At 42.9% G+C, this 12,319-nt stretch carries 13 protein-coding genes and 1 riboswitch; of the genes, 6 read left to right on the plus strand and 7 right to left on the minus strand.

The features are described from left to right. The first annotated feature begins 50 nt into the window (after positions 1-50). A complete protein-coding gene (locus LCL96_RS21585; protein WP_224945219.1) occupies positions 51-806 on the plus strand; it encodes a (S)-benzoin forming benzil reductase in 756 nt (251 codons plus the stop codon). 251 nt (positions 807-1,057) lie between these two features. On the opposite strand, the gene LCL96_RS21590 is transcribed toward LCL96_RS21585, so the two are convergent. Beyond that, positions 1,058-2,377, minus strand: a complete 1,320-nt coding sequence (locus LCL96_RS21590; protein WP_224945221.1) for a Na+/H+ antiporter NhaC family protein — start codon at positions 2,375-2,377, stop codon at positions 1,058-1,060. 83 nt (positions 2,378-2,460) lie between these two features. Next, positions 2,461-2,565: riboswitch (SAM riboswitch) on the minus strand. Positions 2,566-2,971: 406 nt separating this feature from the next. Here LCL96_RS21590 and LCL96_RS21595 point away from each other — a divergent pair. Together LCL96_RS21595 and LCL96_RS21600 are read left to right on the plus strand one after the other, a co-directional pair. After that, positions 2,972-4,144, plus strand: a complete 1,173-nt coding sequence (locus tag LCL96_RS21595; RefSeq protein WP_224945223.1) for an MFS transporter — start codon at positions 2,972-2,974, stop codon at positions 4,142-4,144. 288 nt (positions 4,145-4,432) lie between these two features. Beyond that, complete coding sequence (locus LCL96_RS21600; RefSeq protein ID WP_224945224.1) at positions 4,433-4,705, plus strand: DUF2187 family protein; 273 nt, start codon at positions 4,433-4,435, stop codon at positions 4,703-4,705. Positions 4,706-4,803: 98 nt separating this feature from the next. Here the strand turns inward: LCL96_RS21600 and LCL96_RS21605 are convergent, their stop codons facing one another. From LCL96_RS21605 to LCL96_RS21630, 6 genes are all read right to left on the minus strand, one after another. Then, entirely contained in the window at positions 4,804-5,061 is a 258-nt protein-coding gene (locus tag LCL96_RS21605; protein ID WP_224945225.1) for a YpbS family protein, read from the minus strand. A 618-nt stretch (positions 5,062-5,679) separates the two neighbouring features. Further along, positions 5,680-7,128, minus strand: coding sequence for a cardiolipin synthase (gene cls / locus LCL96_RS21610; RefSeq protein WP_224945230.1), 1,449 nt, complete (start codon positions 7,126-7,128; stop codon positions 5,680-5,682). A gap of 109 nt (positions 7,129-7,237) precedes the next feature. Then, a complete protein-coding gene (locus tag LCL96_RS21615; RefSeq protein WP_224945232.1) occupies positions 7,238-8,671 on the minus strand; it encodes an alanine/glycine:cation symporter family protein in 1,434 nt (477 codons plus the stop codon). A 324-nt stretch (positions 8,672-8,995) separates the two neighbouring features. After that, positions 8,996-9,163 carry a hypothetical protein gene (locus LCL96_RS21620; RefSeq protein WP_224945234.1) on the minus strand — a complete coding sequence of 56 codons (168 nt, stop codon included), beginning with the start codon at positions 9,161-9,163 and terminating at the stop codon, positions 8,996-8,998. A gap of 212 nt (positions 9,164-9,375) precedes the next feature. Beyond that, positions 9,376-9,789 carry a CBS domain-containing protein gene (locus LCL96_RS21625; RefSeq protein WP_224945236.1) on the minus strand — a complete coding sequence of 138 codons (414 nt, stop codon included), beginning with the start codon at positions 9,787-9,789 and terminating at the stop codon, positions 9,376-9,378. A gap of 148 nt (positions 9,790-9,937) precedes the next feature. Next, positions 9,938-10,585: a CAP domain-containing protein gene (locus tag LCL96_RS21630; RefSeq protein ID WP_224945245.1), complete on the minus strand. Its 648-nt coding sequence runs from the start codon at positions 10,583-10,585 to the stop codon at positions 9,938-9,940. 138 nt (positions 10,586-10,723) lie between these two features. Between LCL96_RS21630 and LCL96_RS21635 the strand changes: the two genes are divergently transcribed. From LCL96_RS21635 to LCL96_RS21645, 3 genes are all read left to right on the plus strand, one after another. After that, on the plus strand, positions 10,724-10,873 hold the full coding sequence (locus LCL96_RS21635) for an Lmo0850 family protein (RefSeq protein ID WP_098351100.1): 150 nt from the start codon (positions 10,724-10,726) through the stop codon (positions 10,871-10,873). An 84-nt stretch (positions 10,874-10,957) separates the two neighbouring features. After that, positions 10,958-11,242: a hypothetical protein gene (locus tag LCL96_RS21640; RefSeq protein ID WP_224945246.1), complete on the plus strand. Its 285-nt coding sequence runs from the start codon at positions 10,958-10,960 to the stop codon at positions 11,240-11,242. Between the two features lie 170 nt (positions 11,243-11,412). Then, complete coding sequence (locus LCL96_RS21645) at positions 11,413-12,312, plus strand: diacylglycerol/lipid kinase family protein (protein WP_224945248.1); 900 nt, start codon at positions 11,413-11,415, stop codon at positions 12,310-12,312. Positions 12,313-12,319: the final 7 nt, after the last annotated feature.

Consider the following 12,319-nt stretch of genomic DNA (forward strand, 5'->3'; position numbering starts at 1 on the left):
AAAAGATTCCTCTCCCTTATAATCAGGAGATAAGAAGGAGATGATTCGAAATGGATTATGCAATTGTGACAGGAGCAACAAGAGGCTTAGGGGAGTCCATTGCCAAGGGTTTTATAGAAAAGGGCATCGGCGTCATGAATATTTCCCGTACAGATAATGAGAGCTTACAAAGGCTGGCACGTGAAAAAGAAGTGTCGTATGAATTCTTCCATTGTGATCTTTCTCAAACCGTGCAAACAGAATCCGTTTTTCGTGAGGTCGGAGCCAGGGCATTTAAATCTGAAGCTGATTCAATCTATGTTGTGCAAAATGCGGGAGTGGTGACACCGATCAATCCGTCTGGTGAAGTGGATACCGGAGCACTTGAAATGAGTGTACATGTCAACCTGCTTTCTCCCATGATAGCCACCAATGAATTGATCAAAGCAGCAGAAGGTTCTTCTTCCAAAATGACCATGGTTAACATCAGCTCTGGTGCAGGGAGCCGTCCTGTTTATGGTTGGAGTACGTATTGTGCAACGAAAGCAGGCGTCAATATGCTGACGGAAACCGTGAGCCTGGAGCTTACCAATAAGCATAGCCGCCATCAAGTCATCGCCTTCAGTCCAGGGGTGATGGATACCGATATGCAGGGGGAAATCCGTTCTTCATCTAAGGAATCCTTTGCTGATGTTGAATCATTCCAGCGCTACAAAGACGAGGGCATGCTTCGCAGCACAGATACGGTTGCAGATGTATTATTGAAGCTCATCACTGAAAGTGAAATTGAAAGTGGAAAGCTTTATCATGTGAATGACTTATTATAAGAGAGTGAGCAGATTCCGGGAAGCGGGATCTGCTTTTTTGAGGTTGTTGTTAGTGTCTAGACGATAAAGAATCTTGTGGTATTTACGGAGTTGGCCCGATAAGTGCTTAGAGTGGCCCGAAAAACGTCAAAAGTGGCCCAATAAGTGCTTAAAATGGTCCAATAAACAATCAAAACTGCCGCGACATTCATACAACCCTATCCAAAAACAAAAAAGAGACAAATCCCGAAAGATTTGTCTCTTTAAAATCATTATGAAGACTGAATCGGATCTCCATCTGGAACGGGATTGCGAGTGAACTTTGGAAGGGCGAATTGAATTGCAATTAATCCGCAAACCGCAATCAATACTGGATAGAAGGCATATGGAATGATGCTGAGCGGTGATATGCCGGCTACTTCTGCCACGAGCAGTGCCTGTGCCCCATATGGGATCAAGCCTTGGATGGCACAAGAGAAAATATCCAGGATACTAGCTGATTTACGGGCATCCACTCCATATCGTTCGCTAAGCGTTTTGGCAAGTGGACCTGCAATGATGATGGAAATGGTATTATTCGCAGTACAAAGATTTGTTGCACTGACTAACCCCGCGGTAGCAAGCTGTGCTCCCTGAGGGGATTTGATCTTACGGGTGGCTTGATACAGGATTGCCTGGATTCCACCGTTATGACGGATCAGTTCGACCACGCCTCCAATCAGGATGGAAAGGATTACAATCTCAGCCATCCCTGTCATTCCGTCAGCTACACTGCCAAAATAACTCGATGGGGTGAAGCTTCCATCCACAAATCCGATGATTCCTGCCAACAGGATTCCGCCTAATAGAACAACAAATACGTTCAATCCTGCAAGGGCTCCGATTATGACTCCAAGGTAAGGCAGGATTTTAACCCAATTAAAGCTTTCCGCCTCTACTGAGGATGGAGTGCCAAGCGTCAGGATAAACAGGATCACCATGGTGATGATGGCTGCCGGTAATACAATGAAGAAGTTCACTTTGAACTTGTCCTTCATTTCCGTTTTCTGTGTACGGACAGCAGCGATGGTTGTATCCGAAATAAACGATAAGTTATCTCCGAACATCGCTCCACCAATAACGGTTGCCATGGCAAGGGGCAGGGAAATATCTGCTCCTGAGCTGATTCCCGCTCCGATGGGGGCAAGGGCTGCAATCGTCCCCATGGATGTTCCCATTGATAAAGAGATGAATGCGGCAATGATAAACAATCCAACAATGATTAAGTTACCCGGAAGCACAGATAGGGCAAAGTTGACGGTTGAATCAACGGCTCCCATCTTTTCTGCCACTCCTGAAAAGGCTCCTGCTAACAGGAAGATGAAGACCATAATCATGATGTCGGGATGACCAGCGCCTTTAGCGAACCGTTCAATCTTAGCGGTCAACGACTCTTTACGGTTCATAACTAGGGCAACGACCGATGCAATGATGATGGATACGAGTACAGGAAATGCATAAAAATCTCCCGAAATGATACCTGCTCCAAGGAACAGGGAAACAAATATGATCAAGGGCAATAAAGCCAATAGATTTCCTTTTTCTTGATTCATGCTAACACTCCTTTGTCTTGGTGTGAAATGAAATAAAAAACCTCTTCTTATATAAGAAGAGGTTTCATTCAAACGAAACACTCTCCTTATCTTTCAAGCATTACGCTTGCTGGATGTGGCACAGCACTCACATAGAGTCCGCTGCCGAGACATCACAGGGCCAGTCCCTCCGTCTCTCTGGATAAGAAGATATGTTATTTACTTGTTTTAAAATATACTTCCATACTTTAAAGGGTTTCATCAAAAAAGTCAAACCGGAAAATATTGTGAACCAAAAGCGGAAGCGGCTCGACCAGGCCCGACAAGCATAAGGCGAGAGCGTCAGAAAGGCGTCTTTTGCCTTTTTGACGTTCTTGACTTATGACCTCGAGGGCCTAGCCGCTGCAGCTGGATGAACCAAAAGCGGAAGCGGCTCGACCAGGCCCGACAAGCAAAAGGCGAAAGCGTCAGAAAGGAGCATTGATCCATCTCTTTCCCATCATCAGTCCTCCTGAAAAAGTATGACTTTATCCATAAAAAGGCATGAATTCATAGACAATTGAACAGTCAGGGTCTACTATAAGATAGACAAAAAACATCTTGGAGGATACGGTAGTGGAGAGAACTGTACGAAATCAAATTTTTACATTACAAGGGTTTTATTTATTGACGTTCTTCGGGGTTGGCAGTTTATACCCGTTACTCAGTGTGTATTTAAGTGAAAGCGTCGGATTGAATGGATATCAGATTGGAACCATCATGTCCGTCGGTCCCATCATGATGATTTTTTTTCAGCCGATATGGGGGATGGTAAGTGACACAACGAACCGTCCTACTGCAGTGCTGGGATTGACTTCTTTGATTGCCGGTATCTTTGCACTTGGCTATTTATTTATGAATATGTACTATGGTTTGCTGGCGGTCGCCATCCTGGTGGCGATTTTCCAAAGTGCGATCATCCCAGTTTCGGACAGTATCAGTTTGAAGTATACAAGTAAAGTCCGCTACAACTACGGAAACATCCGGCTGTTTGGATCATTGGGATTCGGTATTGCAGTCTTCACCATGGGGAGACTATCGGAAGGTTTCATCGGTCCGACGATCATTTTCTACTCGTTCTTTATCTGCCTCGTCCTTGCCGGTTTCCTTTCCTTCCGTTTTCCTAGAGAGAGAGCGGCTGCCAAGCTCGATTTAAAAGCAGGGATGAAGGAGCTATTCACAATGAAGAAATTCCTGATTTTCCTGGCTGTCACATTCCTGGTGTTCGGACCGAATTTAGCCAACAATGTCTATTTTGGATTGTTTGTGGAAGATTCAGGTGGTACGTACGCTGGAATAGGTCTTGCTTTCTTAATCGCTGTATTATCAGAGGTACCGTTTATGAGAGTTGCCGGAGGGTGGATTGATCGGTTTGGTCTCCTGACCGTAGCAGCACTAGCAGGTGCCGCTTCCATGATCCGCTGGTTGTTTTACTTCACAGAACCAAGTCTTTGGCTCGTCTACTCCTCAGCCGTCATGCAGGGCCTTGCCATTGGCCTGTTCATTCCCGCAGGGCTGAGGTATATAAAAGAAATTACACCGGCTCACATTACAGCCACAGCCGTCACCGTATATTCAGCCATTGGAAACGGTCTGGGAAACTGGTTCAGCACCTTTGTGGGAGGCTTCATCTATGAAACATACTCCATCTACACGGTGTACCTTTTCTTTGCCGTATTATCACTTATAGGTATTTTCTTATGCTTCGTTCTCATGAAAGAAGAGAAAAAAAATGCATTGGCTTATTAATAGAGGAATATCAGACATCCATGAATTCATGGATGTCTATTTTTTATAAAATGATTAAAAAGGAAGGATTTTCCTTATTGAGTATTGAAGTATACATAAGGAAAAGGTCTGAACCGTTTCATCCACCAAGAAAAGCATCCTGAAAGGTTTTAACTTTATTAAATTGTGGTACAAAAAGGTTAAGTCATTCATTGAAATTTACATAAATACAGGTTAAAATAATATTATTAGAAAATTCTTTCAATTAAACAGAGAAACTTATAAATGATATAAAAAGGGGATTATAAAATGGAAAATACATTCGTTTACTCGAAAGAGAACGCCAACCTTGGGGATACTGTTCAGTTTAGAAGAAAGAAACACGTCATTAATGGTGTCGTTACAACCTTAAGAGAAAATACCGTCATTGTTAAAATGGATAGGGAGATGGCGAAAAAGCTTGACCTTCCGGATGATCAAACGGTCGTAGCACATAAAAACTATGTGGTAATCGAACGAGCGGACAATGATTCACAGCCTGTCTTTGTCTATGATGGGTGGAATAGTGCATTAAAAGCGTAAGTTCCTTCATCCAACATAAAAAGCCCTGACGCATCTTCACCAAGAACTTGGATATAGATGCGTCAGGGCTTTTTACATTGTCTAATATTTGATACGGGTTAGCTCATTCTCCCAACGTACTCCTCGACCATGTCGATTGTGACGAGCTTCCTTTGCGGTACAACCCCTTGGCGGGCAAGGACATTTATTTCATTCGTAATATGATTGATGCGATCCGTTGTAAATGGTTTACCGGCAGAACAAAGCTGAACAGCCTCTTCAATCGCTCTTTCCCGTTGGTCATCCAGTATCATAAATTGTTGAACCAATTGGTTCTGTTTGTTGGAATGCTTGGAAATTTCTTTATGAACACTCATGATCTCATTCCTCTCTATGTCTTTCACACATTACCTCTATTATGCCTTCTTCCAACACCTGATGGCAATGTCGAACATTCTTTTTTATTGGTTCTTTTCGGCACCGTTGTTGCTTTTTCTATCAGCCTACGATTCATCCATGCTCTGTCTATGAGTATGTGCTGGAGGGTGAAGGGAGCTGCTTCGCTTCCCGCGGACGTTCGGCCGAGCCTCCTCAGTAAAAATTCGCTTCCGGGGTCTCGACGCGCACGTCTTCCGCAGGAGTCTCCGCATTTCCCCTCACCCTCTAAAGAGGCAATTGTTGACAGAGCTGAATGGTTCATAAAAATAAATAGAAAGAGCATTAGTATATTTGATATATTCTATCACTGCATAAAAGAAAATGATTTGGATAAGTAATCCTGACATTTACATGGTTATACTGAAAAAGTTATGCTTGGACAGTTGATTGGAGCGGAAGGTGCTCGACTCCTGCGGGAAATGCTGGACAGGTGAGACCCCACAGGGCTTTAGCCCGAGGAGGCTCACCACCAGCCCCGCGGAAAACGACCACCTGGAGCGGAAATCAACCACAACTCGCTTCTTCTAAAACAATAATGTTTACGAAAACAGCCATTTTTATAAAATAGGGGACAGCAGCCTCGAAATAGACTCCTTCACTTTAATCATAATCGGTCGTTGATGGTATCCTTCCAAGGTCAATTCCCGGCTTTTTTTAATGTCATCCATAAATACTGAGCTCAAGTGTTCAGAGAGTTCCTGGTCATATAAGAAGGCATTGACCTCGAAGTTTAAGCGGAAGCTTCGCACATCGATGTTGGCTGTGCCGACAGATGAGATGGACTCATCTACTACGATGGTTTTGGCATGTATGAACCCGTTATCGTAAATATAAATTTTCACTCCCGCCTTCAACAGCTCACCGATATAAGAATACGTAGCCCAATATACGAATAGATGGTCGGGCTTATTCGGAATCATAATCCGGACATCCACGCCCGTAAGAGCAGCGATCCTCAATGAATCAAGAAGGCTGACGTCTGGAATGAAATAAGGAGTTTGAATGAAAATGGATTTTTTAGCTGACGAAATCATCTTGATGTAACCGTTTTTTATCTGTTCCCATTCCGAGTCGGGACCGCATGTGACAATTTGAACGCCTGCTTCGCCCGTAAAGGAAGAGAGAGGGAAGAATCGCAGGTCGTATGCAATCTTCTTAGACCGGCTGGCCTGATTCCAATCCAATATGAATCGGGTCTGCATGGCCAGAGCCGAACTGCCTTCGATTCTCAGGTGGGTGTCCCGCCAATACCCGAACTTCGGGTTCAAGCCCAAGTATTCATCCCCCACGTTGAAACCACCGACATACCCGACCTTCCCGTCGAGAATCACGAGTTTTCTATGATTACGATAATTTAACCGTAGATTGACAAAGGGTATCTTCGAGGGGAAAAACACTTCCACTTCGCCACCTGCAGAGAGGAGATCTTTAAAGAATCCCCGCCTCGTTCGCCGGGATCCCATCTCATCGTACAGGACCCTGACCTTGACGCCTGCTCGGGCTTTTTCAACGAGCTTAGCCAAGATTCGTTGTCCCAACTGGTCTTTTTTGAAAATATAATACTGAATATGAATATGATCCTGTGCAGCTTCTATGTCTTCTAATAGTGCTTTAAACTTGTCTTCTCCATGTGTAAATACTTTGACCTCATTATCCTGGGTCAGTAAAGCATCATTATTGATCAGATGCATATAGATCAGGTCCTGATAGCGGGAAGAAATGTCATTCTTAAAAGGAAAACGATGTTCTTTCAACGTATGGATCTGGTTTTGGATCAAGCCTTCTATTCCGATTTTCTTCATATCTTCCCAGTCAAACAACCGTTTCCTGGTCAAATTTTGGCCAAAGACTAAGTAGAGGATGAATCCCAGTAATGGAATGAAAAACAATACCATCAGCCAGGCCCATGTCGCACCTGCATCCTTACGCTCGAGAAAGATGATGGCGGCTGCAAGGATCAGGTTCAGGAAAAATAATATCCCCAGAAGTGTAGATAGGATACTCATATGCCAAGGCTCCTTTGACTAACTTTCTATGACTAGTATACATGAGAACGGAATAGAAAAAAATGACAAGAAAAAAAGAGCAGAAGTCTGCTCTTTTTTAGAAAATGATTTATTCATTTGCAGCCTTTTTAGTCATTTCTCTTTCACGTTTCGGCCAGCTTTCGACACCTCGTAATCCTGGAATATCATCAGCATAGAAGACAGGGTCTAATCCTTGTCGGCGCTGAGTCATGTAGTTGTCCAGTGCTTTAAAGGCAATCGGAGCCAGGATTCCGATGGCAATCAAGTTCGTAAGGGCCATCAGTGCCATAGAGAAGTCTGCCAGACTCCAAACGATATCGAGACTTGCAACAGAACCGAAGATCACCATTCCAAGTGCAATGAAACGGTAGACTAAAAGACCGGTTTTGCTTTTGTTGATGAATGGGAGGTTGGCTTCCCCGTAATAATAGCTTCCGATGATGGAGCTGAAAGCAAAGGTGAAGATGGCAATCGCCAGGAAAACACCTGCCCATGAGTTAAAGTGTTCAGACATGGCTGCCTGAGATAATTCAATTCCCGTCAAACCTGATCCGTAAGCATCTGACGTCAGAATGATAAACGCCGTAGCGGAACAGACCAGAATGGTATCGAAGAATACTCCTAACGCCTGAATGAACCCCTGTTTTACCGGATGGGAAACAGATGCCGTAGCAGCTGCATTCGGTGCACTACCCATACCGGCTTCATTGGAGAATAATCCACGCTTTACACCATTCATGATAGCGGCACCGATCCCGCCGCCGACCACTTGGTCAAAGCCGAAGGCACTTTTGAAGATAAGGGCGATGACACCGGGCATTTCGGTAATATTCGTAATGACGACGTATAATGCCAGTACAATATAAAAACCTGCCATGATCGGAACGATGAAGGATGAAAAATTAGCAATACGCTTAACTCCTCCAAAGATGATCAGTGCGGTCAATCCTGCCAATATTAGTCCAATAACGAATGTATTAATATGAAATGAGTTACTGAACGCCGTTGCGATCGTATTACTTTGAACGGCATTAAAGGTTGTACCGAAGGAAAGGATGATAGTGACTGCGAAGATCGAACTCATCCAAGGCTTGCCCAGTTGTTTCTTCATATAGTAGCCGGGGCCGCCTTTAAATCCTACTGAATCTCTCTCCTTGTAAATCTGGGCCAATGTACTTTCAACAAAGGCGCTGGCTCCTCCTAGAATGGCAACAAGCCACATCCAGAAGACAGCTCCAGGTCCCCCAATTGCTAAGGCAATGGCTACTCCTGCTAAATTACCTGTACCAATTCGAGTACCTGCTCCAATAAAGAATGCCTGCAGGGAAGATATATGCTTTTCTCCTTCTGCTTCCACAACATCTTTATCGCCTAATAATCGAAACATTTCTCCTATATGACGGATTTGAACAAATTTAGATCCGATGGTGAAGTATAGTCCTAAAATGAGAAGTACACCGATTAAAATATACCCCCAAAGAATCGAATTCGCTTCCGTGACTAAATGGTTTAAGATATCCATGATAACCCCCTCAGAAAATTGTATCGGTTACACGTAATATTATCTGAAAATTTGAAATAAAAGTCAAGTTATTATCTGAATATTAAAATATTACCAAAAATGTATTTAGAGGGTCGAACTATTTTGTCATAGTAATAAAGGGTTTCTATTCAATCATCGGACAAAAGTATCTATGTAATTAATTATCTCAAAATAATTTTTATTGTTCTATTTAAATAATATTTTTCTTCGGGAGAAGTAGTAAATCGCCCACAAAAAAAAGCCATAGAAATCCATGGCGACAAATCGATTATTATCTTTAATATGAATAAATGAGATCATGACTTAATAATAATTCCAAAATCCTAAAACAAATAATAAGATACCCGTAATCATTGAAATACCAAATAACATGAATAAGAAATCAAGAATGCTGTCGGCGAAGACTTTTTTGCGGTTCTCACGTTTAAAATGACGAACTTCCTTCCGATACGATCGTGCGGCACGGCTCATACAAAACATCCTCCTCCACTAACACCTATAGTATTATTTCACATATTCGTCATAAAAAAAGAAAATCCTCCCTTTACATGAAAATAATGACGATAGACCCTCCTTCAAGTCGCAATCAGTCGAATAGAGGGACGGACCTTTTTAAATGACAAATAAGGGGCTTAATAAGCCCCTTATCTGTAACAAACATAAAGAGATTGTCCGCTTTTTCGTTAACGAAGGTGATTTTGAGAAATACCGCTTAGAGCGCTTCCTGCACTTTGATCGGATTGCTGCTGCACTGCCAAATCCCCTAAAGCCAACATCCCGACAAGCTGTCCGTTTTCTACTACCGGTAAACGGCGTACCTGGTGCTGGGACATAAGAGCGGATGCCTCTTCGACAGAAGCATCCGGAGAAATGGTCACCACTTGCTGTGACATGACCTGAGAGACATTTCCTTGTGCACCTTGAGTTAGTCCACGAGTTGCAATATCACGGTCTGTAATCATCCCGACAACCTGCCCGTTTTCAACAACGGGAACGGAACCAACATTTCTGGAACTCATTTTAGACGCAACGCTCTCTAATGAATCCTGGTTAGAAGCGGCTTCTACATTTGTCGACATAATATCACGTACTTGCATGAAAAATTCCCCCCTTGATCATAATGGCAGTACACCATTTATTATCCTTCATAATGCCTCAGATATTCTCAATATGAGTTTCCATTTATTTAAAGAGCTTTGTTAGTACTTCATACAGTAAGAGGGACGGACCTCGCCCGGTTCATCTTTATTTCGTAATGAACAGCTGCGTCCAGTATGTACCGTAGGCACCGCCCTTGGCATATCCCACACCCATATGAGTATAAGATGGATTGAGAATATTATTCCTGTGAACAGGACTGTCCAACCACTCTTGCACAACCTCCTCGAAACTCATTTGTCCCGCGGCCAGATTTTCAGCTGCCTGGCTGTATGAAATGTGAAAGCTCTTCAACATATCATCAGGTGACCCGTATGTTGGGCTCCTGTGAGAGAAATATCCTGCATCTCTCATATCACGGGACTTATAAAGGGCGACCTGGGAAAGTTTACTGTCAGTTTGAACAGGAGAAAGTCCATTTTTTTGACGCTCCCGATTGATCAATGTAGCGAACCTGTCTTCAAATGCATCCTCAGAACGTATAGCCGGAAGATGGATGATTTGGCCGGGGTAAATGATATCTGGATCTGTCAATTGGGGATTGGCCCCGATCATTTCTGACAACTCGATCCGAAACTTCTTGGAAATGGTCCAAAGAGTGTCTCCTTTTTTTACAGTATACGTACTTTCAGCGGTTACTAAAGGTAGATCAAATAGACTAAATACAAGGAACGATGTGATGAGTATGAGGGATAGTTTCGTCTTCATGAGTATAAATTGTGTAATTCGAAACAAATTATTCTTCTGAAATGTGTAAAAATAGGATTATCGTTTCATTTTTAGGGAAAAGGGAAATCATATAACATTAAGTGAAACCTTTTACTGAGTAAAACGTACAAATAGGTAACGATTTAATAAAAAGAGGTGAATAACGTGGTAAAGGAGAACGATCGCTTTAAAAAAGTGATAACGAAATTGTCGAACGTCGGTGTGAATATTTCAAAAACGAAATCAAGACGGGAAATCCTTCATTCACTAAAGCAGTATCAACCATTACCTAAGACGTTAACACAAGATTCATAAACACATACATCCAGAGTTGTCGGACAGACATAATTCCCTTTTCTCACCGATATACTATAGGTAAGGTGAAGAGGAGGGTTAGGCATGGAGAGAATGATGTTTGATCCACAAGCATTAAAGGAAATCAGAAAGAAGGCAGATGAAATTTCATACTACTGTATGAGCAGGGAGCAGCTTTCAGATCCTCAACGGATAAGCATGGCTTTAGATCAGGTGTGTCGTGCCCTGGCCATGTTTGCGGAAATGGAACTTCATCGTATGCAGAATCAGCATATTCCCTATGACCCCCAAAGCTACATTAAAGGACGTCTCGGAATAGCTCATCGATCTGTACTCCACGTCCCTCAGGAAGATTCCAGTACTGCGTAGTAAAAGAGGTTGACCCAAGATTCATTGGATTCTAAGCCGGAAATTCCACAGATATAAATAGATGCTTTGATAGAATATGGCTTGGTCCTATAAGGATGATATCCACTCATCGTTTTGGGTCAGCCTCTTTTTATTTGAAAAATTAATTGAGAAATTAGGTGACGACATTCATGGCAAGGTTTTCAGATATATTACTCATATGCAATGGCAAGGCAGGTCAAGGGACTCTCGAGGTTCTGCTGAAAGATGCTGTACCGCCTTTATTGGATATTTGCTCGAATCTAATCATCCATAAGACGAAAGAAAAAGGTGATGCCGAGAGGGTTTGTAAAGAAACCGGAAGTCAATATGAGCTGGTTGTGATCATGGGCGGTGATGGTACGATCCACGAATCGATCAATGGGCTGTCGGCCCTGAAGGAACGTCCAATGGTAGGTATCCTTCCAGGTGGGACATGCAATGATTTTGCGCGTTCATTACATATCCCCATGAACATAGGACAAGCCGTCCGCCTCATTACCGAACGACCTTTCGAAAAGGAAATCGATATCGTCAGAGCCGGTGAAAGATATTTCAGTAATTTCTGGGGAACAGGACTGGTTTCCCAAACGAGCGATAATATAGATGTGGGATCCAAGAGCGTCCTTGGAAAACTGAGCTATTATATCAGTGCATTCCAATCGATCAAGGATTCCCCGATCTTAAATGTGAAGGTCACGACGGAAGATGATGTAGTGGAAGAAGAGGTGGTCATGCTGCTGGTCGCCAATGGACGTTCCATCGGGTCCAATCCACTACCGACCTGTATCAGCATAGATGATGGCTTAATGGACATCTATGTTGTGAAGAAAAGTGGGTTTCCGTTGTTAAAGGAATTCCTTGTGATTAAAAGTACGGGCAACATCAGCGACGAGTATGATGATATCATGCATATTCAAGCAAAGGAAGCACATATTGAGCTCGGTCAGAATGAAAAGCTTGATATGGACGGGGAATTATACGAAGGAAGCAGGCAATCGCTGAAAGTGTTACCTAAGCATTTACGCTTTGTAGTGGGATCTACTGAATAAAAGAGAG

It is taken from the genome of Rossellomorea aquimaris, from assembly GCF_020172085.1.
GTDB lineage: Bacteria > Bacillota > Bacilli > Bacillales > Bacillaceae_B > Rossellomorea > Rossellomorea aquimaris_E.